Source organism: Halorubrum sp. F4, assembly GCF_027257195.1.
Lineage (GTDB): Archaea > Halobacteriota > Halobacteria > Halobacteriales > Haloferacaceae > Halorubrum.
Window position 1 is genome coordinate 46,678 of the sequence record NZ_JAPDFS010000007.1, and the last position, 22,417, is coordinate 69,094.

General features: G+C 59.3%; 18 protein-coding genes. 2 read left to right on the top strand and 16 right to left on the bottom strand.

Annotation, left to right across the window (positions count from 1 at the left end):
- Nucleotides 1-180: 180 nt before the first annotated feature.
- From OKW78_RS13970 to OKW78_RS14025, 12 genes are all read right to left on the bottom strand, one after another.
- Nucleotides 181-4,518 (bottom strand): primase-like DNA-binding domain-containing protein, encoded by a 4,338-nt coding sequence (locus tag OKW78_RS13970; RefSeq protein ID WP_245203387.1) that lies wholly within the window; start codon nt 4,516-4,518, stop codon nt 181-183.
- On the bottom strand, nt 4,484-6,691 hold the full coding sequence (locus OKW78_RS13975; protein WP_049987850.1) for a VirB4 family type IV secretion system protein: 2,208 nt from the start codon (nt 6,689-6,691) through the stop codon (nt 4,484-4,486). Before OKW78_RS13975 ends, OKW78_RS13970 begins: the two co-directional genes overlap by 35 nt.
- Nucleotides 6,684-7,805 carry a hypothetical protein gene (locus OKW78_RS13980; protein ID WP_049987851.1) on the bottom strand — a complete coding sequence of 374 codons (1,122 nt, stop codon included), beginning with the start codon at nt 7,803-7,805 and terminating at the stop codon, nt 6,684-6,686. The genes OKW78_RS13975 and OKW78_RS13980 overlap by 8 nt, the downstream gene beginning before the upstream one ends.
- A gap of 2 nt (nt 7,806-7,807) precedes the next feature.
- A complete protein-coding gene (locus tag OKW78_RS13985) occupies nt 7,808-8,923 on the bottom strand; it encodes a hypothetical protein (RefSeq protein ID WP_092893807.1) in 1,116 nt (371 codons plus the stop codon).
- 2 nt (nt 8,924-8,925) lie between these two features.
- Nucleotides 8,926-9,762, bottom strand: coding sequence for a hypothetical protein (locus tag OKW78_RS13990; RefSeq protein ID WP_049987853.1), 837 nt, complete (start codon nt 9,760-9,762; stop codon nt 8,926-8,928).
- A gap of 2 nt (nt 9,763-9,764) precedes the next feature.
- A complete protein-coding gene (locus OKW78_RS13995) occupies nt 9,765-11,501 on the bottom strand; it encodes a hypothetical protein (protein ID WP_210113937.1) in 1,737 nt (578 codons plus the stop codon).
- A gap of 28 nt (nt 11,502-11,529) precedes the next feature.
- The gene (locus tag OKW78_RS14000) at nt 11,530-11,952 is read right to left on the bottom strand and encodes a hypothetical protein (RefSeq protein ID WP_049987854.1); all 423 of its coding nucleotides are present in this window, start codon (nt 11,950-11,952) and stop codon (nt 11,530-11,532) included.
- A 6-nt stretch (nt 11,953-11,958) separates the two neighbouring features.
- Nucleotides 11,959-12,207: a hypothetical protein gene (locus OKW78_RS14005; protein WP_049987855.1), complete on the bottom strand. Its 249-nt coding sequence runs from the start codon at nt 12,205-12,207 to the stop codon at nt 11,959-11,961.
- 202 nt (nt 12,208-12,409) lie between these two features.
- A complete protein-coding gene (gene xseB, locus OKW78_RS14010) occupies nt 12,410-12,592 on the bottom strand; it encodes an exodeoxyribonuclease VII small subunit (protein WP_049987856.1) in 183 nt (60 codons plus the stop codon).
- Between the two features lie 2 nt (nt 12,593-12,594).
- Entirely contained in the window at nt 12,595-13,638 is a 1,044-nt protein-coding gene (xseA, locus tag OKW78_RS14015; protein WP_210113938.1) for an exodeoxyribonuclease VII large subunit, read from the bottom strand.
- Nucleotides 13,639-13,723: 85 nt separating this feature from the next.
- Nucleotides 13,724-14,284 (bottom strand): TATA-box-binding protein, encoded by a 561-nt coding sequence (locus OKW78_RS14020; protein ID WP_049987858.1) that lies wholly within the window; start codon nt 14,282-14,284, stop codon nt 13,724-13,726.
- Between the two features lie 71 nt (nt 14,285-14,355).
- Nucleotides 14,356-14,523 carry a DNA-binding protein gene (locus tag OKW78_RS14025; protein ID WP_004048632.1) on the bottom strand — a complete coding sequence of 56 codons (168 nt, stop codon included), beginning with the start codon at nt 14,521-14,523 and terminating at the stop codon, nt 14,356-14,358.
- A 136-nt stretch (nt 14,524-14,659) separates the two neighbouring features.
- On the opposite strand from OKW78_RS14025, the gene OKW78_RS14030 reads away from it, so the two are divergent.
- Nucleotides 14,660-14,956, top strand: coding sequence for a PadR family transcriptional regulator (locus tag OKW78_RS14030; protein WP_210113939.1), 297 nt, complete (start codon nt 14,660-14,662; stop codon nt 14,954-14,956).
- 53 nt (nt 14,957-15,009) lie between these two features.
- A complete protein-coding gene (locus OKW78_RS14035) occupies nt 15,010-15,897 on the top strand; it encodes a hypothetical protein (RefSeq protein WP_210113940.1) in 888 nt (295 codons plus the stop codon).
- 321 nt (nt 15,898-16,218) lie between these two features.
- On the opposite strand, the gene OKW78_RS14040 is transcribed toward OKW78_RS14035, so the two are convergent.
- The 4 genes from OKW78_RS14040 to OKW78_RS14055 all read right to left on the bottom strand — a co-directional run bounded on the left by OKW78_RS14040 (nt 16,219) and on the right by OKW78_RS14055 (nt 22,417).
- Nucleotides 16,219-18,234 (bottom strand): copper-translocating P-type ATPase, encoded by a 2,016-nt coding sequence (locus tag OKW78_RS14040; protein WP_210113944.1) that lies wholly within the window; start codon nt 18,232-18,234, stop codon nt 16,219-16,221.
- Nucleotides 18,235-18,452: 218 nt separating this feature from the next.
- Entirely contained in the window at nt 18,453-18,848 is a 396-nt protein-coding gene (locus OKW78_RS14045) for a hypothetical protein (RefSeq protein WP_080505588.1), read from the bottom strand.
- Nucleotides 18,849-18,967: 119 nt separating this feature from the next.
- The gene (gene acnA / locus OKW78_RS14050) at nt 18,968-21,748 is read right to left on the bottom strand and encodes an aconitate hydratase AcnA (RefSeq protein WP_004048637.1); all 2,781 of its coding nucleotides are present in this window, start codon (nt 21,746-21,748) and stop codon (nt 18,968-18,970) included.
- A gap of 375 nt (nt 21,749-22,123) precedes the next feature.
- Nucleotides 22,124-22,417, bottom strand: a complete 294-nt coding sequence (locus OKW78_RS14055) for a hypothetical protein (protein ID WP_049909250.1) — start codon at nt 22,415-22,417, stop codon at nt 22,124-22,126.

The window sequence follows — 22,417 nt, forward strand, 5'->3', positions numbered from 1 at the left end:
TGTTCCACCCATTTCGCTCGGTTCGTTGGTGTTCCACCCATTGAGGATTTGGGTGGAACATGCCGCCGTCGGGTGATTTCCGACCTTCGAGTTTGATTGGATGAGGTCATGATTCAGCTTGGGTGGAACAGGTCTCAAGAAGTCCCGATGATATCGGGAATTGGAGCGTGTACGTCCGTTTCATGGCTGAAAGTCCTCTTCAGATCGGATGCGGACACCAGTGTAATGCGGGACGGGTTCTCCGTCGATTCGCTTCTTCGTGGAGTCCACCTTGATGTGGGTGTTGAGCTTCCGGGTGAACCAACTCTTATTCAGCGGATCGTCGATGCCGTGTGCCTCTGCCCAGTCGTTGTAGAGACCGAATACATCGTCTTTCGGCACGGCTTCATCCGCGTCTTCGACGAGATATTCGTCGACAAACGCTTCGAACGACGGTGGCGATTGGTCTTCCTCGACTTTCTCATCGGCCTGGTCGGTCTGACTGGGTGGTTCGTCAGCGGCCGCTGATTCGGGCGATACCGGACGGAGCGACTCGTCAGTGATTGTCGAGAGTGGCCGCTTCTCACCGTCTTCATACACAACCGATTCCGCTTCATCGTGAAGGATAACGATGCCGTACGTCGAACGTGTGTAATCTGGGACGGGGAGTTCGGCTTCGGGGACGAATGGCTTCTTGACACGCACCCAGTCGTCCTCGAACTTCGATTTCGTCTCGTAGATGTGTTGCTCACCGTGCTCGTATACCACGTACTCGTCGGCAGCGTGGTCGTAGCTGTAGATGGCTGGAACACGGTCCTTCGAGAGTTTTTCAAGCGACGGGAGGCGGATGTGTTCCGTCCCGCTGGCATCACGAAGGACGATCTCGGCGCCATCACGCTGCCAGATATTCTGGGTCCCGTTCTCGTCGTCGGTCGCCGGTCGCACGGCCGTCACTCCACCTTCTTCGGTTGCCCCGCCGTTGAACGTGAGATTCGAGTCAGTTGTGTAGAACCGCGTCTCGTCATTCTGAAGGGTGCGGATGGGTGGCGTGAGAATGCCGTCGACACGCTTGGCCCACTCAGTTTCGTCGTTTCCTGGTCGAACGACAAACAGTGGGATATCCCCTGCTGCTTGGGCCTTCCGGAGATTCGTGAGTACCTTCGCGGGATTGTCGGGCGTCGTCGTTTCGACTTCGATGGCGAATCGGTCGGCAACGTCGGGGTGGCTCGCCCTCGCGTCAGGTTTCTCGCTGCCATCCTGTGCGAGGATCGAGACGGTGAAACCGAGTGCGGTGAGTTCTTCTTCGATCTGGAGGAGTGCTGCGTCGTGGGCACTCCCACCAGCGGCCTGCACGCTACCAGTATCGGGTGTCGAGACATCCTCTCCGGCGTCAGTGAGCCGGATGCGGAGCTCGTCGGCGTCGATATCGACGGTCGTATCGAGGTATCGTGATCGTTCTCGGATGTCCGCGAGTGCATCATACGACGGCGGCTCGGCGTCAACGTCGTCGAAGAGTCGTCTGAGTTCGTCGTCGACTGCTTCGACGGCCACCCAGCCGTTCTCCTCACGGCATCCTTCTCGAAGCTGGAGACTCCGGACCACCGTCGCAATCGCGACGTCCAGGTCGTCGCTCGCGATATCGAGCACCTCGTGTTCGTTGGTCGGTGTTCTCGTTGTTGAGGCGTCTGTTGCGGCCGGCACGCCGTGTTCGTCACTGATGTGCTCGTGCATCGAGGAGAGCGTCTCAGTGAACTGCTCCTCTTCACGCTCAGTGAGCGGGGTTTCGCTTTCGGGGTGGCCCGGTGGGATCGGGAGGGGTTCGAGACTGAACGGATACGGCCCCGTTTCACCGAACGTCGGGCTTGGCAGGCTGGCGATCCACTCTCCGCGCGGCAACGAACGAATCCGATTGGCGAAATCCGCAGGGTCCATTTCTTCGTGGGCCATCGCTCGTGCCAGTTCCCGGTCGACGTTGATTTTCCCGATGAGCGAACTGCCGATGTTGTTCAGGGCATTCAGGTAGATCTTCCGCCCACCTTCAGCCTCCATCTGTTCGGGGAACTGCATCGACAGACCAACAGAGAGGCGAAAGCCCCGCCCTTTCTCGAGGAGATCGTTCATGATGTCGGAGACCACGACCGACGCTGCCTCGTCGACGAGCAAGTTCACGACGTAGTCGTCCGGGTGCTGGGAGAGCGCCTGTTTGCGATCTTTGAGGGCCGCATCGAGATTCGTCAGGATCACACCGGTCATAATCCGGGCGGCGTCGTCGCGCAGGTCGCCGAGGTCGAAGAGGATGACCGTATCCTCATCGAGGACATCCCGAAAGTCGAACTGGTTCTCGGTATTGTTGAAGATCTGCCGCAGGTGCGTATCCTGTGAAATGTACGCAAGGCGGTTTCCGACACCACCCATCACGTTCGCGAAGGTGTTCGGATCTAACTGGAGTTGCCGTCGAATCGTCCGCGTGACCTCCTCGTCGCTCGACCGTGGGGCGTTGCCGATGTTTTCGTTCGGTGGCCCGGCCTCCCAGAGCTGGTCGACGACGTGTTCGAGCTGTCGGTGGGCGAAATAGTCCGTCGACGCTCGGTACAGCCCGTTTTCACGGCCGTATTCCTCGTCGAACAGGGCCTTGATGAGTGTCTTGATGAGAGTCGGGGCCACAGTCGCCCGCTCGTAGCGGTCGGTTCCCATCACGAGCTTCAAAATCTCTTCGTAGTGGTCGGCCTTCCGTTGGACGGCGTCTTCGCGGCGCCGTCCGCTCTCCATCGACGGTTCGAGATCGAAAAACGAGAACCCGGGGAGGACGTCCGGGATTGGGAAGTGGACGACGTTCTCTTCGAGGTCGGTCATTCCGAACCGACGCGCGTGAGCTCGCATATAATTCTGGGCCATATCGTCGTTCTTCGGGATGATGAGGATCGTCGGCCCCTCGGTGTTGTCGTACAGCGACAGCATATCGTTGATGAGGGCTTTCGATTTCCCAGAGCCGGTTGTTCCGAACCGGCCGTAATGAGTGGGCAACAGTCCGGGTGGAATGTGTGTCGGCACGTCTTCGGCCTCGCCGGTGTCGTCGAGGGCATACCCGATTGCCATCCCGTCTCGGAACTCACCCATAAGGTCCTGGTGCGGACGGGGCAACGGATTCCGACTCTGCTGTTCCGCACGCGTCCCACGTGCCCCCTCGACAGTAAGCTGCTCCGAGGAGGGGACGAGTACGAAGTGCGCGAGTTCTCGACCACTCAGGACGAACTCCGGTCGGGTCGTCCCACGACCGGTCGTGATCTCACGATCCAAGAGCCGCTGCAGCGCCGCTCGTGCGTTCCGTTCTTTTGTGGCTGCCCGCAAGCCGCTGTCACGTATTCGTTCGGCTGCAACCTGGTAGTACGGCCCGTCAAGCGGGTCGAATACTGGGACAAGTGACTGTATCCGCTCATCGAGATCATCGCGACCGTTACCACCGGATGGAATCCCGACTGCTCGGATGTTCGCGGTGAACGACCGCTTCGGATTTTTCGCCTCGATTGCTGCGACACGTTTTGCAACCGCGTCGCTCAGCTGGTTTCTGTCCCGGTTCTCCGGCTGATCGTCAAGTTCGAAGAGGGAGCCAATAATCTCCTGAGCGAGTGTGTCTCGGCCGTCGATGACGTCCTCCTTGCGAAGGTCGGCATCGGACTGCCAGCTCTCGCGTCGCTGGAAGACGACTTGGAATGCTACTGGTGCTGTCGCCTCCATTAGGTGGTCGACGAGCGACGCGAGCGCACCTCCTGGCTGATCGACGGCTGGGAGTTCCGCTTCGTCGTCTGCAGTAAATGGCGAGAGTGAGGTCATCCAGTCTTGCTTCCGAGTTGCCGACCCTTGCCACCGCACGCCGAGTGGGGAGACGGATTCGGTCGCTGGCCGCGCGAGTATCGTCCCCTCCGATGTTACCGTTGGTTTGGCAAGCGTCGTGAGTGGCTCATCCTCGGGAATCGCATCTGGTGGGGCGAGTTCGAGGGCAGTATCGCCGATCTCGATGATGTGGTCGGCAGACTGGTCACCGACCGTTCCTCCATCCGCGACCGATTCGGCGTCCCCTGGCCCCGATTGTTTGTTGTCGTCAGTGCCACGTTCGTATTGCTCGTCAGGGTCGAATTCGTACTGGAGGTCGCCCGCCTCATAGTGCTCGACGAATGTCTCGCGGTCGAATTCGACAGGCTGTACGAGTCGGGATGCGATGTCGACCTCGGTACGCTCGATGTCGAACGTCTCGGGATAGACCGACCGGAGCCGCTTCTCAAGGGTATCCAGATGGTCGTCGGCACCGTAGTAGAATTCGACGAGGTCATCTTTCCCCTCGCTGAGCGCGAGGAATTCGAAGCGTAGCGGTGTGTCGCTATGTAGCGGATTGAGTTTGTCAGCTAGCCCTGTCGAGTCCGTGGAGGTCAGTTTGTGGAGGCTCTCCAGTGCCTGCGGCAGACGCTCCGGATTGAGCCGTTCGGAGGTTGGCGTCACGCGAAGGTACTCACGCATCGCCGTCACCTCCCGCTGCGCCACCATCAGTCTCTGCTGGCGTCTGCTCAGGTGGGCGTTGTCCGTTGTCGGTCGCTCGGCTTTCAATATCGTCTTGGAACGCCTGCACCTCCGCGTCCACAGCATTCTCACCAGTCCCCGGGAGTGAGTCTCGCCGTTGCTCGGTTGGCTCGAAGTCGATGACCTGCTTCTCCTTGGGCATCGCTTTGACCTGAATGCCGCGCCACTCGCCGTCGACGCCCACGAGGGCCTCGGAGAAACCGGCGTCCTCGTTGCCAGGAACGGCGTCCTGAACGAACCGCATCTGCGCGTAGTTCAGCCCGAACTCGTCGGCCCACTCCTTGTCCATCCCGTCGAGGCGGTGGAACTGCTTGACCGCACACTGGTCCAGGATGGCCTCAGATTCGGCGTGCTCGAAGAACTCGTCGACGGTCTGCGTGACCAGTCGGATCGAGAGGTCGTGGTGGCGGTGGTGCCGGAACACCGTTTCGAGGAACGCCAGACTCGCGGCGTCCTGCATGATGTAGCGGGCCTCGTCGATGTAGAACACGACCTCCTTCTCCGAGACCTTCGCTCGCTCGTAGACCAGCGAGATGAGCAGCTGCATGGTCAGCGCCGTACTGCTGTCGACGCTCCCCTCCTGCTGGGCGAGGTCGAGATAGATGACCTTCTCGTCCCGGATGTCGAAGTCGGATTCCTGGCCGAGGTTGGCGTGGCGACCGTCGTCCTCGAAGGGGCGGAGCTGGTCGAGGAGCCACGTCGCATCCTCCTTGATCTTCCCGGCCTCCTCGTCGGATCGGACAACGAACTCCTCGGGATCGTTGACCATGTCCTCGAAGACGTCCATCATGTCCCGGATGGTCGGACTCGGGTTGCCGTGCGTCGAGATGTCGTCGGTGATGTCGTTACGCTTGTACGCTCGCTTGAGACCCAGTTCCAGTGTCGTCCGGCGGTCACCCAGCGAGATCCCGCGGAGCGCGAAGAAGTTGGTAAGGAAGCTCATCGCGTCGTCGAGCTTCTCGTTGAACGGGCTCGCGTCCTCACCCATCGCCCGCTGGACGTGCTCGGGTGTCTCGCGGATCTCCAAGGGATTCAGCCCGAGTGTCCCGCCGACCGTGATGCGTTTGGCATCGAGCGCTTCGGCGACTCCTGCCCAGTTGTTCAACGGCTCGAGGATGATGCCGATGCGGTCCTTGCTCTGCTCGATGGAACGGATGAAGTTCTGCTTCGAACTGAACGACTTCCCCGAGCCGGTATCGCCCACGGTGAACATCGCGTACCCGTTGTCCCGGGCGAACGGGTCGATGACCACGGGGCTTTGATTGTCTTTGTGAATCCCGAACTCGACGCCGCCCTCCTCGAGAATCGTCGCGTTGTGCGGCGAGGAGAGTAACGCGCCGACGGCGCCGCCGAGCGCAATCGATGTCCGCCCGAACTCGTTGTCGCCGATGGGTGCGGCGGACTGGAGAGCGAGATCCTGCCGACAGATTGCGGTCTTCGGCGTGAGGTTCGCCGGATCGTCGCGGAGCGCGCTCTTGACCTTCTGGACGGCATCTCTGAGCTCGTCTTTCTCGTCGGCCCGGACCGTGATGAACATCCCTTGGTCGAAGACGTTCGCGCCGTTCTCGACAGCCTTGTACGTCGCTGCGGCCTCGTTGGCGCGCTCTTGGAGATACGCGCTCCGGATACTCTGTTCGAGGTCAGCATCGACCTGGAGGTCGTCCGCGATGTCCTGCAGTTCGTTCCGGGCCCGCTCCTGGTTCTTCGGCGTGATGTGGGCCGTCAGATCGAACTGCACGTCGGTCATCTCGAAGAGGTCGCTCAGATACCCGTCGTTGGGATAGTCGGCATAGTTAGCGATGTACAGTGTCGTCGTCCACTGCTCGCCGACCCGTGCGGCTCGCGTTTCCCACTCGACAGCTCCGGGCGCGGTGACGGTCTTGTGCGACTCGGAGATGTCGTCGAGGAGCTTGCGTTCGGCCTCGCCTTCTTCGAGTGTCTCCTCGTCGAGGATATCGGTGAAGTCCACGTCTGGTTCATCATCCGCAGTGAAGCGGTCCCAGAGGTACTTACCGCCGACGCCAAGGCCGAGACCTACTGCAAGGGCTAGTACTGCACTCTCTGCTGGTGTCAGGTTCTGGAGCCACCCGGTGACGGAGCCAAGCGCGCCACCATCAGTCTGGAGGATCACATTACGCATCGTGTGGGTCCTCCCGGCGCGAGTGGCCGATGATCGATTGGTCGCGAACGACACGTTCCGCCTCGTCGTAGTCATGTTCGCGGCCGTTCCAAAAGTCCATATTCAGAACGAACAGCTCGACCGTGCTGAGTCGACGTGCGGACCACCCCGACGCCTGCTGGATGAACTCGGAGCGAACGTCGTTCACGCGACTGTCGAGCTTCTCGAACATCTGCGCACGACGTTCGACGTCGGTGAGGTCCTCGCGGCGAGTGACGAACGGGTTGAACAGGAACCCGATGACGGGGAACTGGGTCAGCTTCTCGGCGGGGGTGCCCTCGTCGCGGAAGCGGTCGTACACTTCTATCGGGCTGACTTCAACGCCGATGTAGTACCGGACCTGCTGAATGCCCCGGTCACGCATCTCCTTCGGCCGTGTTTCCCGATATTCTTCGAGGAGTTCCCGGAAGATCGGGTTCTCCGTAACGTCTTCGTCAGTGAGGCGCTCCTCGATGGTCTCGGTGATCTGCTCGACCGGGAAGGAACGGGTTGTGGCGTGGAGTTTGAGCTTCGAGTCCAGCTCTTTGTTGGCGAACTCTTCTCCGGCGTCTTGCAGCTGTGCCCAGTCGTCGGACATTGCGAAGTCCATGTTGGCCGGATCGATCTCGATGAATGCCTCCATCGAGCCGTCTTCACGCTGGATAGCACCAGCGCCCGGCCACGCTCGCTTGATGTTGGTGAGATCCTGCGTTCGCTCGTCCGGCTTGAACGGCGTGTAGTTCGCGAGTCCGCCCTCGTTGCGCTCTGACTCGTTGGTACCCGTGTCGGCGTTGGCGGGCGCACTGAACGTGACCTGAGGCCGTTTGAGGTACCGATAGACGTCTTTGGTCCACGTCCAGGCGTTCTGGTGGGTTGGTGAGACGTAGATGACGGCAACGCCAAAGCCAAGCCCGCCAGCAACGAACGGGAGAGCCAGTGATTCGATCCCGGTGAGGCCCGCGATAAACAGCCCAATAATGGGGAAGGCGATGAGCATGCCGACGTCCCCTTCCTCGATATTGAGATACGGGATGCGGCTCTCCTCGCCGAACTGATCCATGATGCGCCGTGCGGCCGCGTCTTGATCTGCTGACATTGTTAGTGGATTCCTCGATCAAACTCCATCCCACGGTCGTCACTCGCCGATTCCGCTGTCGCTCCACCAGGGTCATTCTCTGTTCGACGGTACGATGGCGTCCCGCCATCGTCTCCTCCATGCCCACCGCGGGCAGCCGCTTTTTGGGCGACGGCGTGGCCAGCGGCGGCTTTCGGCCCCCATCGAGCGGCGGTCGTCGCGACGCCGGCGCCACCGACGTAGGCTCCAGCGGCGACACCGCCAACGAGTGCTGCGCCTTTCGTTGCACCGCCGACGACTTTGGCCGTCAGCGGAGTCGCGTATTTGAACGTCTTCCACGTGATGTAGAGGGCGACCAGCGGGAGGGACGCAGCGACGAGATATTTGAGGAACGCTGTTCCTGGCGTGAGCGTCCCACCGCCGTAGATCAAGTCGTACCCCTTGAGGACCATCGCTGCCGGGAGCGGGAGGACAGCCAACGGGACAAACCGTTTGCAAAACCCCATCGCGATATCGGATACGACCGGAATATTTCCGTAGGCCAGTGCAAATGCAATCGGCATTCCGTACAGGTAGACATACAGCAGAATCATCCGGATGTAGAACAGCGCCTCCAACGCCCACATCGAGATTCCACCAATCACGGCAAACAATAATCCCAGCCCTGGGTTTGTGATAGATACTTCCAAGAATCCAATCATCGCCTCCGTAACCGAGGAAAGCTCCGGCATCAGGGCGATAGTGAATCCGTCAACGAGGTAGAGCGCGAGAGTCCCAATCCAGTACCACGTAATGATTAGAAAAGCACCGACCCAGGCCGTTTTCTTCGTTTTTCGGGCTTCGTAGGTACTTCCAATATTGAAGATCCGAACCGTGTGACGGCCCTGAACGCTCATCACAAGGAGCAAGAGGGCAACTAGCATGATTTCGCCGCCGATGAGAGCATCGTGAATCGCTGGCCAGGGTGCATTGGTCGGTTCACCGAAGACAAAAGCTCCGTTCGTCTCTGGAGTAGGTGTCCCGAACATTCCCTCAGTCAGAGTTTCATACCCTGATCTGAGACCGTCCATGAACAGCCCAATGAACCACTCAACGACGCCCTTGATACCCTCAAGGACGACATCAATGAGATCGACCATCGTTATACCTCAGTGATCGTGACCTCACAATCAGTCATATCGTCGGAACCAGTGTATTGAACGTTGTAGGTGCTTGAGACCTGATTTCCACCGACCCGTGTCTCAACGATAACAGTAAACTGGCCACTATTCCCGTCTGGGGAGCATCCCATCCCGTCCTCAGTTTCTGTACCGAACGGAAACGAACTACTGAACAGGTCGGCCGTCTCGCCGGGGGAAACTACTACCCGGTCGGTTTCGTGCATTCCACTGCCTCTGGGGTTCTCAATTGGATTGGGAACGTCCCCGGAGAAGATTAGTTCAGTTATCGCTTCCGGACCGCTTCCTGTGTTCTCTACCGTAACGAATGCCTCGCCATTCTTGATCCGGTCTGTCTCGCTCTCACCATAGACTTCGTCCCACGGCTTATCTGGGTTATTCCGATAGAGTCCGACATCCTGTATCTGGATCTCTGGACGGAGTTCAGTCGTGGTCTCAACTACTGTCTCCTCGCCTTTCAACGCGAGTACGCGGTACTCACCGGGCGCATACGCGGTGCCGATCTCGAACGAGACCTGCTGAGCACCCGCGGCTACGTCACGTTTCCCGAATAACTCGCCGTTCGGTTGGATGAGGTTGACCTGGTCGACGTCGGCCTCTTCGGAGAGTTCGACGACGAGTGCTGTTCCCTCAATAGTGATACGCGTGAGTGGACCTTTGCCATCTGGAGAGGTCGTTCCGTCACCAGGCGTCCCAGAACCGCCATTGTCGTTCAGACAGCCAGCGACGCTCATGAGGGCAGCACCTGCGACTGTTCGGAGGGCGGTTCGCCGACTGATGTGTGGGTGGTTTCTAGTCATGACTACGGGTTCCGTTGGAAGATGTCTTCTGGACCGAGCATTCGGAGAAGTCGCTTGCCAGCGTAGAACATCACAACAAACGGGATGAGCTGCCAGCCGACCTCGAAAATGAACGCGAACCAACCGTCGATGGTGCCAAGCGGGTGCCAGCGAGCAGTTGCCATCGCACTCACGTATGCGGGGTCGTGCCCGAGCCACGAACCCGGATGGTACCGAGCCGTGTAGATACCCGGCTTGTCGATCGTCACAATCGCTACCCCGGAGGCGTTGGTCTCAACACGTTGCTCCGCGATGGTGATGTACCCGTTGCGAGTGTTCCCGCCGATTGGATATCGTCGGTCGGGATCGCTGAGCACGATTGGTGCGCCGGTCTCGTTATCCCGGAGCTCGATGCGGAGTGTGGCCTGGCTTTCGTTCTGCTGGAGCACCTCAACAGTCAGATTACTGCGCCGGAGCTGCCGCTCTGAGCTAGCGTCAGGTGCCACAATCGAGGCGTTCACGCCCCGTACGATCCCCGCTACTTGGAGGGCGTTGCGGTCGACGTTCTCCGCGCGAACCGCAACACCGTACGTCGTCGTGTACGACTGGTTGACGATGTCGATGTTGATGTTCTCACCGAGCGTGCCGACCGGAGACGGTCGGTCAATGCCCCAGGTGTCGATGATCTCTGGGCCATCGCGAACTGGTTCAGCCCTCGGGCCGATCCGCGATGGATATGCATGGACGTACACGGGAATTGCGTCAGACTCGACGGTGGCGCTGTCGGTCCGGTTCGACCTGACGAGGGTATCCCAATTGGAGTTCCGAGCGGTGTAGAACCGCCAGACGCCACGCACTCGTGCGCTTCCATTCTCCGTCAGCGTGTACCCCTGCCACGGTCGAGACTGGAAAATGGCCACACCGGCGTCACCATTGGGATACTCGGCGTAGTAGGGGTACGCTGAGAGGTCGTAGATCTCGACGGCGATCGAATCCGAGACGTTGAGCGATTCGGTTCGGTACGTGACCTCGACATCGGTCTCGTCGCCTCGGTCGATTCGCGTGGTCTTCTTCAGCCGGACGCTGATCTCGGCTTCAAGCGTGAGGTTTGCACTCCAGTCATCCTCGATCTGGTAGTCGAGGGCCGGCGTGTGCGAGCCGTCACGCTCGACGATGGTTTCGCCGTCCTTCTGCAATCGAACCTCCTCGACCTCGTTGCTCGCGAGCGACCACTCGATCGTCGTGTTCCCCGAAGAGCTGCCGTTCGGGACGCGAACGCGATAGTCGACGAGCCCCCGCATCGTGCCGTTCGGCGCGATATAGAGCGGCGTATCACCCGACTCCAAGTGACCTCGCGTCGACGGCTGCACTGCGAATACCGTGGCGTGGGCGTCCTCGATAAACACGCCATCTTCGAGCGACGCGTGGCGCGGATGCACGGACGTATCCGACCCACCGGCTTCGAGATCAGCGAAGTCGTTTCGCGTCCACGTTGCAGCTGTCGCCGGCGGGCGCGTGAACGTGATGTCCGTCCCGTTTGCGAGCTGGTGCATCGCGGTCCGGCTCTCGCCGTAGCGCTGCTGGTACTCCTCTTGGGTGATGTAGTTGTCCGCGTCGCGAGACCACAGCGTCGCTGATTCATTTTCTGTGAGGCCATTCCCCTCCGTGCCTGGCCGTGGCGGGCTTGCAGTGACGAGACCTGTGACTAGGCTCGTCACGAACAGGGCGGCCATTAGCACGGAGAGCTCTCGTTGTGTCATGGGGGCTCGCGACGGGGGTGGTAGTCGCCTACCAGGGGGCGAGGTCGACGCACTGCGCCAGCGGGAGGTTCATCATCGACCCAGCGACGGTGTAGAGTGGGCCGAGGGCGACGAGGACGACCGCGGACTTCATCGCCGACCGTTTGTGCCGCTTGAGGCCCTTCTTCTGCTCGGGCGTGATCGTGAACATCTCGATAAGGGAGTCAGCCTGCCACACGACTGCGAGGCCGACAATGCCTAGCGCCGTGGTAAGCTGGAAGAAACCCTCGATCATGCCGGGAAGGTTGTCCGCACTACAGACGGCATTCGTCTGTGCGGCGGCGGGTCCCACAGCGAACAGGCTCAGGGCGACGACGATGAACATAGCTTGCCTGGGAAGCCTACTCGATGCCGTGGACTGGCTGTCGGGGCGATTCGAAGCCGTCTCGGAGGGCGTATTGTCCTGTGACATAGCGGGTTACTCCTCTGCGTCGTCGACGAGTGCTTTCAGATCAGCGTAGCGGTTGGTCTCGTCGACGATCTCGTCTTTCGTGTAGCCCTGTTCGCGAGCCCGTTCGAAGAGATCTCGAAGCTCGTCAGGGTCAACGTCGCGAAGCTCCATCTCATCTCGGAGGGCGCGGCGGTAGAGGGCGGACCCGTTGATATGGCTGTTCCACGTCAGGTACAGGTCATCGATGTCTTCGATGGTGACTGCCCGTGTGATCATATGTGCGGGGTGGGTATGCACCGGTTGAGCCCCGGTCCATGGTGGTGCGATAGCTAGAAGATCGGTATATGCTTTCTGGCCACCAACTGGCGCAAAAATCTAAAGTAAATTATAACCGGATAGCTCGTTCACCTCGCAAGGGTACGGTTAACCAACAATGGGGCTAGATTCCGTTGTCTGTTGGTTAAGGTTAGGATGGCCTCTACTCGAGTTCCACGACCTCTCCACGCCCGTTGTCAAGGATTTCTCGCACCTCGGCCAAGCGTTCCTGACCCTCCTCGTGGAGCCTTGTCCCTTCATCGAGATCACACTCATCCGCATCGAGCTGCTCAATGATTTCTTCGACACGGGTCAGCCGGTCGTGAATCTCTTGGTCGTTTGCCACGCTCAGATCACCCCCAACCAAAGCCCAGTGATAGCCAACAACAGCAACAACAGCACAGCGATTGCGGCCTTGTAATAGACCGGCGGGAGGCCCTCGGGTACGGCCGCCTCGTCGACTGCTTCGGCAAGCTCCCGTTCATGTTCGTGCTCTTGCTGGAAGGTCTCGTACGCGGCGTCGAGTTGCTGTGCCAGCGGCTTGACTTCGCCCGCCAAGAACTCCTCGCGGGAATTCACGATATACTCACCGGCGGCCGTCGGCGTGATCGTTGCCACATCCGCGACCTGATCGGCGATTAACCGGTCGTCAGTATGCCCGATCGCCGTGACGATCGGGGTGTTTGCGGTGAAGATAGCTTCCGAGACCCGCTCGGTGTTGAACGCCTGGAGGTTCGAATCGCTCCCGCCACCGCGACCGACGATAATCGCGTCGACGTCCTCGGAGCGGTCCAGATGGTGGATGCCGTTCGCGATGGATGTGGGCGACTCCGACCCTTGGACGGTGGCGTCCTTCACCAGGATGTCGACGGTAGGGTCCTGTTCGTGGATCGCGTTCTGGATGTCATAACGGGCATCGCCACGGAGGGAGGTTACGACCCCAACCCGCTCTGGGAACGCCGGCGGGCGCTGTTTCTGCTCGTCGTCGAACCAGCCACGCTCTTCGAGTTCGCTTCGTAGTCGCTCGACGGCAGCTGCTTGATCGCCGTCGCCGACGACGATCACCTCCCACGGCTTGAGGTCGATTTTCCCGCCCTCTGTCCAGTAGTCGATATCGCCTTCGAGGATGACCTCGGTCCCGTCCTCGAGGCCGACATTCATCTCCCGGTAACGGTTCGCCCAGATCATACAGGGGAGCTCGGCGTCGCCGTCAGTCAGGGTGAAATAGAGGGCGGTACTGTTCTGATGGAGATCCGTGACCTCGCCAATACAGCGGACGCCGTTGAGGGCAGGCGTGTCCTGGACGACCGATGCAATTCGGTCGTTCAGCTCTTGGACTGAAAGAACATTCCCGGACAGGACATCATCTACCTCCCGTTCGGCATCAGCCATCGCACTAACTTAACACGGGGAGAGCAGATTCAAAAATGTACTCACCAGTGCCAGTGTACCCTGCCAACTGTTCTGTGTCGTTGAATTACTCCAGTAACCCGAGGTCAGTGAGCCGGTTTTCGATCACTGTAAGCGCTTGTTCAGCATCGTCAAGCTGTTTTCCGCCCGTGATGACGAGCTTTCCACTCCCGAAGAGGAGTGCGACGACGTCCGGGTCGTCAAGCCGGTAGACGAGCCCCGGGAACTGCTCTGGTTCGTATTCGATGTGTTCGAGACCGAGGCCGATCGCAATCGCATTCAAATTGAGTGTGTGGTCGAGGTCCCCACTTGAGACAATATTCTGGATTTCGATATCTGGAGAGGTAGCGACATCGACACCCAATTCACGGAGCTCGTCGAAGACGTATTCCAACGCAGTCGTCACATCGTCGACGCTTTTTGCACCCGTACAGACGACTTTCCCCGAGCGGAAAATGAGCGCTGCGGCTTTAGGATCGTGCATCCGATATACGAGTCCAGGGAAGTTATCGGGATCGTAGTCGGTGGCTCCTAAATCCTCAGAAAGCGTTTCCAGATCGAGTTCTTGACCGATATCGGACGACGCGACCACATTCTCGACTTGAATTGATTCGGCTGTGACACTCATAGGAGTACCTTCCAGTCACAACCCCCTTAAAACGGGGAGTGACTTCGAGCGTCGGTGTGGTACCTTCCGAATTAGAGGTCGCGGGGCTGGACCGTCTTCCGGTCGTTGGCCTCGGCACGCTCGGCGGCGTCGTCGAGCAGTTCGGCGACCTCTTCGTTGAGGGCGTCGTAGAAATCTGCCGAGACGTTGTGGTCCGAGAGCGCGTCCTTCACGGCTGCTTTGACGATTAGGTCAGACATTCCATCGCGGACTTCTCTTGTCCACCATATAAAGGTTCGAAGTTCTCACGCAGGGTTCTCGCCTCGTCGTATCGAATATTGGCATCTGAGTACCAGAGAGAACATATGCCACCCCTCAAAAATAGAGAACAGGCAGATGCACGATCTAACTGGGTTCCAGCGGGATATCTTGTACGTAACCACCGGGCTCGAGGAACCACATGGGCTCGCAATCAAGGACGAACTCGACGACTATTACGAGCATGAGATCAATCATGGCCGCCTCTATCCGAATCTCGACGATCTCGTCAACAAAGGACTGCTGGAGAAGGGTGAACTCGACAAGCGGACGAACGTGTACACGGTCACGCAACGCGGATTGCGGGAAATCGAGGCGCGACGTGAGTGGGAAAGTCAGTATTTAGAAGATGTGAACGCACCCACTCCGTCGTAGAGTCATTATAAAAACGGGACTGCTTTACCCACTTCCCACGAATCCACAGTAAGATGGCTCGGCTCGTCTTCTATCACCACCCCCAGGCCGAGAATTTCTCACTCAAATATAGCTCGGCATCGGTGGCAGAAATCCTGTCTCAGCGAGAGCAATCCGACGAGTCGACAAAGCTCATCGGGTACCCCTTTGAAACACCGGTCTATGTGCTCTACGAAGGCGATTCAGAGATCGAATCAGCCCGAGAGGTCGACTTCGATCAGGAATGGCTGAGCGACCGTATTCGTGACCTCCCCCGTGCTGGGCAGGTTGTCGCATTCCGATTAGTGGAGTTGCTCGAAGCCGCGGTCGATGTTCGAGATGAGGATGAGTTCCGGCTCTACAAGGAGTTCGAACCGCAAAAGATCCAGCAGGCACTCGATCACGTCTCCTGGGGAGCACCGCTTCCGACCGTCGCTGGAGAGGTGATGTCGAATTTGATCCTCCGACATTCCCTCCCGAATGCGAACCATCGAACTGGCATTGCGATGCTGCAGTTCTGTATTGAGAGTGTGGACCCGGATTTTGAGATGCCACGAACGCACGTCGACGACGATTCCTGGCGAGAGTGGGTCGATCCCTATATCGTCGATTCCAAACGGCTCATTACTGTCCGCCGGAACAACCTCCGTTTCAAGCAACTCGAAGACTTGGACGTCGACGTCGTCGAACGGAAAGACGGGATCCAAATCCGATTAGCCGAGTTCGAGCTGGATATGCACTGGCGAGAAGCCCTCACAGAGTATGCTGGGCAGCACGAATCTCACTGTACGGACTTCGCGCAGGCAGTTCTCGAACGAGCAGGACGGGACGATCTACTTGACCGTCAAGGACCAACGAAACAAGAGTTCCTCACGTATCTGGAGAACGGACTGGTCGAACGGGACTTCAGAGAAATGTTCTGATCAGTCGCGAAGCTCGGCGACCGACTGTCCGACCTCGCGAACGTGTTCACTTCGCTCGAGGTCGAGTTCCTCGGCGAGGTAGTCAACCGTCTCTTCGAGGCTCATGTTAGAAAGAAGTCCGTCAAGCGGTATAAACCTAGTGCTGGTGCAACAATGTAGCCCATCAGAGGAAGCGTCTGTGTATACCAAACTACGTATCCCTCGGGAAAACTGTGGAATCGGTGACTGCATAGCGATACCCACCGAAATCACGCAGTATCGCCATTTGCTGTCCATCAACCGAACTCAATTGAAAGAAGCTCCGAAGCGATCGGGAGCGTTTCAGTCTGCAGGTTGTGCGTCAGTCGCTGGTGTCCCGCTTGGAAGCTCGGGGATGGACAGGTCCACGCGGCGGAGCAGCTGAGCGTTGATGGCAACGATGACTGTACTCAACGACATCAGGAGCGCACCCACAGCGGGCGACAGCAGAATCCCGATCGGTGCCAAGACGCCCGCTGCGAGCGGAATCGCGAACACGTTGTAGCCGGCCGCCCAGACGATGTTCTCCTGCATCTTCCGGTAGCTCGCCTTACTGAGTTTCACGAGCCGAACGACGTCCATCGGGTTGTTCTGGACGAGGATGACGTCGGCCGACTGGACGGCGACGTCGGTGCCGCTCCCGATCGCGATACCGACGTCGGCCCGGGTCAGCGCCGGCGCGTCGTTCACACCGTCGCCGACCATCCCCACGAGCTTGCCCTGGTCCTGGAGTTCCTGGACTTTCTCGTCCTTGTCTTCGGGGAGGACTTCCGCGAACACCGTGTCGATGCCCAGTTCGTCGGCGACGGCGTTGGCGACGTCCTGGGAGTCCCCTGTCAGCATCGCCACCTCGATACCCAGATCGTGGAGCGCGTCGACGACGCGGAAACTCTCCTCGCGGATCACGTCGGCCATCGCGAAGGCGGCGATTAGCTCTCCGTCACGAACGAGATACACCACTGTCTGGGCGTTCTGTCCGGCCTCGTCAGCGAAGCGCTGGAGATGGTCGGGGATCTCGCTATCGAGCTGGGTCAACAGGTTCGGTCCACCGACGTACACCTCATTTCCGTCGACGTTCGCGCGGACGCCCCGGCCTTTGATCGCCTCGAAGTCGGTCGCGTCAGGCGCGGTGAGGTCCTGATCGTTGGCGGCCTCGCGGATAGCTCGAGCGATCATGTGTTCGGAGTCGCTCTCGACACCCGCCGCCAGCGTGAGTGCGTCGTCCTCGTCGACGCCGTCGACGGTCGCCATATCGACGACGCCGTGTTCGCCTTCGGTGAGCGTCCCCGTCTTGTCGAAAATGATGGCGTCCAGATTTCGTGCCTCTTCCATCGCAATCCGGTCGCGGACGAGCATTCCGTTGCGAGCCGCGAGTGACGTATTGATGGCGACAACCAGCGGGATGGCAAGCCCGAGCGCGTGCGGGCAGGCGATGACGAGTACCGTGACGACACGCTCGATGACAGTCGCGTTGAACGAGACCGCGATGGTCCACGCGATTGCTGTCACGACTGCTGCCCCGAGGGCAACGTAGAACAGCCAGCCAGCCGCTCTGTCAGCCAGCACCTGCGTTTTGGACTTGCTCTGTTGGGCTTCCTCGACGAGTCGCATGATACCTGCGAGTGTCGTCTCCTCGCCCGTTGCACCGACACGTATGCGGAGACTGCCGTCGCCGTTGATCGTCCCGCCGATGACCTCATCCCCGGGTTTCTTAGAAACTGGTTTCGACTCGCCCGTGATCATCGACTCCTCGACGTCCGAATCACCCTCTTCAACGATGCCGTCAGCAGGAACACTCGCGCCCGGTCGAACGAGTACGAGGTCGCCCTCGGAGAGTTCACTCACCGGGACTTCCTCGGTGTCACCGTCGTCGCTGATCCGCTCGGCGGTATCGGGCATCAGCTTCGCCAGCTCGTCGACCGCGCTCGAGGCACGTCGTACGGACCGCATTTCGATCCAGTGGCCCAGCAGCATGATGTCGATCAGCGTCACGAGCTCCCAGAAGAACGCCGACTGTGTCGGGAAGACCACGCTCGCGAGGCTGTAGACAAATGCGACCGTGATCGCCATCGAGATGAGCGTCATCATTCCCGGCGACCGGTCTTTCAGCTCCGGGACCGCCATCTGGAGGAACGGCACCCCACCGTACGCGAAGACGATGACCGCGAAGGCGGGGTTAATCCACTCGCTACCCGGGAACGCGGGAACGGAGAACCCGAGCCACTCCTGCAGCATTTCGCTGTACAGGAGGACCGGAATCGACAGGAGCGTCGAGACGAAGAAGCGCCGCCGGAACATTTGCTCGTGGCCTTCGTGCATCCCACCGTGGTCGTCGTGTCCGTCGTGTCCGTCGTGCCCATCATGCTGACTGTGTGGGCCGTGGTCTGCTTCGTCGGCCTCCCTTTGGGATTTATCGTCCATTACCGAGCAATTGAACCGAGGATGCTTCAACGTGGGGGCTACTGTGAGTTGACACGCCCTCTGAACAGGCTGGCATCTACCGAACATTCGCGAGACTGATGTGGTCGGGGATGATCCTACGTCTCCTTGTGGCGGTCTCTGTAAGTTTTTGCCCCCAGAAAAACGTATACTGCGCCGATAACTCGTACACCTGTCGTGAATTGCTCGTTCCATTCGATAGCATCTGGGCGCTCATAGAGGACCGTGGAAGCAAACTTGCGATACAGGTCGGGAAACATGAGGACAGCTGCACCGAACGCCCCGGTGAGATTCATCATCCACGCATACAATCGGCTACCAAGTAGGGAGATCACGACTATCAGAATTCCTTCTGATCGTATAGCTGGGTTTACCCATTTCCTTAGGGTGCCTTCACTGGGATTAGTGATCGCATGTTTCTCAAAGAGCGCAACTATCTTGTCCGGGAACAATGTAGTAACAGCTCCGAGGACGCCGATAAGTATCCGTATCATACGCTACGGTACGACCTATTCGGATTTAATATTCTCCACAAATCTACACGTCCGAGAACGGAGCCGGAACGCAGTATTCAGAAGTCCAATTATACAGAATAGACGAAGATGCAGAGTTACTACGTGAGTAGCTGTCTAAGGACGTAGTGGAGGATGCCGCCGTGTTCGATATAGGTCACGGCGGCCGGCGTACCGACCTGTGCCGTGACCGGGAACTCGACAGTCGAACCGTCCTCGCGCTCGGCGATAACTGTCAATTCATCTACCACGTCGAGACCGTCATCGAGACCGTGAATTGTGAAGACCTCCGACCCGTCCAGTCCGAGAGATTCCCATGAGTCGCCGTCATCGAACTGTAAGGGGAGAACACCCATCCCGACGAGGTTGTCGCGGTAGATGCGCTCGTAACTCTCGCCGATGGTTGCGCGGACACCGAGTAGGTCCGTTCCTTTCGCTGCCCAGTCACGACTCGACCCGGTTCCGAGCTCCTCGCCCGCCATCACGATGAGTGGGGTGCCCTCCTCGCGGTAGCGCTGGCTGGCTTCGAACACGGTCGTCTGCTCGTCGGTTGGGTGGTGGATCGTATAGCCACCCTCGATATTGTCGAGCATCTCATTCTCGATGCGGACGTTGGCGAACGTCCCTCGCATCATCACCTCGTGGTTGCCCCGGCGCGCGCCGTACGTGTTGAACTCGTGGGGCTCGACGCCGTGATTGAGCAGCCACTGGCCGGCAGGGAGGTCAGATCCGAATGGGCCAGCAGGGCTGATGTGGTCGGTCGTAACGGTATCGCCGAGCGTCAGCAGGCAGCGTGCGTCCTCGATATCGGCGACGCCGGGTTTCTTGAGGGGAAAGTCTTGGAAGAACGGCGGCTCTCGGATGTACGTCGAGTCGTCGTCCCACTCGTAGACGTCACCACTTGGCGCGTCGAGAGCAGCCCACCGCTCGTCACCCTCGTACACGGAGGCATACTTCTCCTCGAACATCTCCGGGGAGACGTTCTCGTGGATTGCTGCCTGCACGTCGGCTGCGTCCGGCCAGATGTCCGCCAGATAGACTGGGTCACCCTCAGCGTCAGTGCCCAGCGGCTCGTTCTCGAGGTCGATGTCCATCCGCCCTGCGAGCCCGTAGGCGACCACAAGCGGTGGGCTCGCGAGGTAGTTCGCTCGGACTTTCGGGTGAATACGCGCCTCGAAATTGCGGTTCCCCGAGAGGACACTCGTCGTCCAGAGGTCGTGGTCGTCGATCGCCTGCTCGATGGAGTCCGGAAGTGGTCCGGCGTTACCGATACAGGTGGTACAACCGTAGCCAACGACGGCATACCCGAGCTCTTCGAGATACGGAAGCAGCCCTGATTCTTCGAGATACTGCGTGACGACGCGGCTGCCCGGTGCGAGGCTCGTCTTGACGTACGGCGGGACGTCCAGGCCTTTTTCGACGGCGTTCTGGGCGAGCAGACCAGCGGCGATCATCACCGACGGGTTTGAGGTGTTCGTACAGCTCGTGATGGCACTAACCAGGACATCACCGTGACCGATTTCGACCGTTTCACCGTCGAGGTCGACCTCAACGCGTTTGGTTAACGGGTGCAGTTCGGACTCGGCCTCGACTTGAGCGCCGCCATCAGTCTCTGCGTCGGCTACACCCCCCTCACCGAGCCACCGCTGCAAGGCCTCTTCATCGACATCGTTGAGGTCGTGCTTGAACTCCCCGTGGAGAAGTCCTCGGAAGCTCTGTTTTACGTCCCCCATCGGGATTCGGTCCTGTGGTCGCTTGTGTCCGGCCAGACTCGGTTCGACAGTTGAGAGATCGAACTCGACGACCTCGGTGTACTCCGGTTCCTGTTTCCCGAACAGGCCTTGGGATTCGAGGTACTCGCGGACGAGGTCGATGTGTTCAGGGTCGCGCCCGGTGAGTTCGAGATACTCGAGCGTCTGATCGTCGACCGGGAACATACTGATCGTCGACCCCTGTTCGGGTGCCATATTAGCGATCGTTGCCCGGTCCGGGACAGTAAGGTTCTGTACACCGGGCCCGAAGAATTCGACGAACCGGTCGACGACGCCGACCTCGCGGAGTTGTTCGGTGATGTGAAGCACGAGATCCGTTGCCGTCGCGCCTTCGGGTAACTCGCCTTCGAGACGAACGCCGACCACCTCGGGGAGTTTCATCGTAATCGGTTGGCCGAGCATCGCTGCTTCCGCTTCGATACCCCCGACGCCCCAGCCGACGACACCGATACCGCCGATCATCGGGGTGTGGCTGTCCGTGCCGACGAGTGTGTCCGGCAGAAGCCAGTTCTCGTCATCTTGTTCGCGGGCGTGAACGACACGGCCGAGATGTTCGAGATTTACCTGATGAACGATCCCGGTTCCCGGCGGGACGACGTTGAAGTCCTCGAAGGCGTTTTGCGCCCACTTGATCGCGCGATACCGCTCGGCGTTGCGCTCGTACTCCAGTTCGACGTTCTTCTCGTAGGCGTCCTCGGAGTCGAAGTAGTCGACTTGGACGCTGTGGTCGATCACGAGATCAATAGGGATCTCCGGTTGGACCAGAGTGGGGTCGCGGTCTTTGCGATCGACTTCGGAGCGGAGGGCTGCTAGGTCGACCACTGCGGGCACGCCGGTAAGGTCCTGTAGGACCACCCGTGACGGAGAGAACGGCACCTCTGCGTCCGGAACGTCCGGCTCCCAGCCAGCAGCATTTCTGACGTCTGACGCGGTGATGGTTTCGCCGTCGACGTTTCGGAGCACCGATTCGAGGAGGATACGGATACTCACCGGGAGCGTGTCGAGTTCACAGAGTCCATGTTCTTCGAGTGCTCGAAGGTCAGCCATCTTGTACGTCGTCCCGTCGACGTCAAGTTCGCGGACGGCATCGAACGGGAGTGTGTCAGTCATAGTATCTGAATATGTGCTCGGGAGCGATATTAATCTCCCTCCGAATTCATTCCGATGGGAATCGGGATCCTGAATACTGTGACGGCGTTTCAGAACTCACCGAATGAAAGACCAGAGGAGGACGGCAAACCCACACGCCAACGCAGCGGATTCGGCAACATGCACCTGCGTGAGCGTTAATGCTGTGAGCTGGTAGAGAAAACCTTCTATGAGGACACCGAGCGTCATGAACCCGAAGCCGATCGTTGCGTCACGTAGGTATCGAGTCCGTTCCTGACGATACGCGCGAAAGCTGATCGCTGTCGTCGCCATACCCAAGAAGAGGAGAAAGACACGGACTCCAATTAGCGTGACTTCCCATCCAGTAGTCACGATTCATCGCCCCCCCTGTGTTGGCTGGGACATTTGTCCGTGTAGCGAATAAAGGATAATGAGCATACCTGCCGCGACAAGTGTAGTCTGGATGGTCCCAGCAACGAAGATGGACAACCCAACCACGTCGAAGAGAATGCCTTCGATTACGGACCCGACGCTGATGAATAGGAATCCGATAGCGACGTACAGCATTGGTTCGCTACCGTAGACCCTGTATCCACGATACGCTTGATACGTTATCGACAGCCCTAGTCCGACTGCGATGAGCTTTGCAATGACGAGTGCGGTGTGCAT

Excerpts from the sequence above, each read along its gene's own strand:
- OKW78_RS13995 (WP_210113937.1), bottom strand. The coding sequence starts at position 11,501 with ATGACACAACGAGAGCTCTCCGTGCTAATGGCCGCCCTGTTCGTGACG.
- OKW78_RS14055 (WP_049909250.1), bottom strand. The coding sequence starts at position 22,417 with ATGCACACCGCACTCGTCATTGCAAAGCTCATCGCAGTCGGACTAGGG.
- OKW78_RS13985 (WP_092893807.1), bottom strand. The coding sequence starts at position 8,923 with ATGGTCGATCTCATTGATGTCGTCCTTGAGGGTATCAAGGGCGTCGTT.
- OKW78_RS14000 (WP_049987854.1), bottom strand. The coding sequence starts at position 11,952 with ATGTCACAGGACAATACGCCCTCCGAGACGGCTTCGAATCGCCCCGAC.
- OKW78_RS14040 (WP_210113944.1), bottom strand. The coding sequence starts at position 18,234 with ATGCACGAAGGCCACGAGCAAATGTTCCGGCGGCGCTTCTTCGTCTCG.
- OKW78_RS14005 (WP_049987855.1), bottom strand. The coding sequence starts at position 12,207 with ATGATCACACGGGCAGTCACCATCGAAGACATCGATGACCTGTACCTG.
- acnA (WP_004048637.1), bottom strand. The coding sequence starts at position 21,748 with ATGACTGACACACTCCCGTTCGATGCCGTCCGCGAACTTGACGTCGAC.
- OKW78_RS13970 (WP_245203387.1), bottom strand. The coding sequence starts at position 4,518 with ATGGTGGCGCAGCGGGAGGTGACGGCGATGCGTGAGTACCTTCGCGTG.
- OKW78_RS14045 (WP_080505588.1), bottom strand. The coding sequence starts at position 18,848 with ATGATACGGATACTTATCGGCGTCCTCGGAGCTGTTACTACATTGTTC.
- OKW78_RS14030 (WP_210113939.1), top strand. The coding sequence starts at position 14,660 with ATGCACGATCTAACTGGGTTCCAGCGGGATATCTTGTACGTAACCACC.
- OKW78_RS13990 (WP_049987853.1), bottom strand. The coding sequence starts at position 9,762 with ATGACTAGAAACCACCCACACATCAGTCGGCGAACCGCCCTCCGAACA.
- xseA (WP_210113938.1), bottom strand. The coding sequence starts at position 13,638 with ATGGCTGATGCCGAACGGGAGGTAGATGATGTCCTGTCCGGGAATGTT.
- OKW78_RS14020 (WP_049987858.1), bottom strand. The coding sequence starts at position 14,284 with ATGAGTGTCACAGCCGAATCAATTCAAGTCGAGAATGTGGTCGCGTCG.
- OKW78_RS13975 (WP_049987850.1), bottom strand. The coding sequence starts at position 6,691 with ATGCGTAATGTGATCCTCCAGACTGATGGTGGCGCGCTTGGCTCCGTC.
- OKW78_RS13980 (WP_049987851.1), bottom strand. The coding sequence starts at position 7,805 with ATGTCAGCAGATCAAGACGCGGCCGCACGGCGCATCATGGATCAGTTC.
- OKW78_RS14025 (WP_004048632.1), bottom strand. The coding sequence starts at position 14,523 with ATGTCTGACCTAATCGTCAAAGCAGCCGTGAAGGACGCGCTCTCGGAC.
- OKW78_RS14035 (WP_210113940.1), top strand. The coding sequence starts at position 15,010 with ATGGCTCGGCTCGTCTTCTATCACCACCCCCAGGCCGAGAATTTCTCA.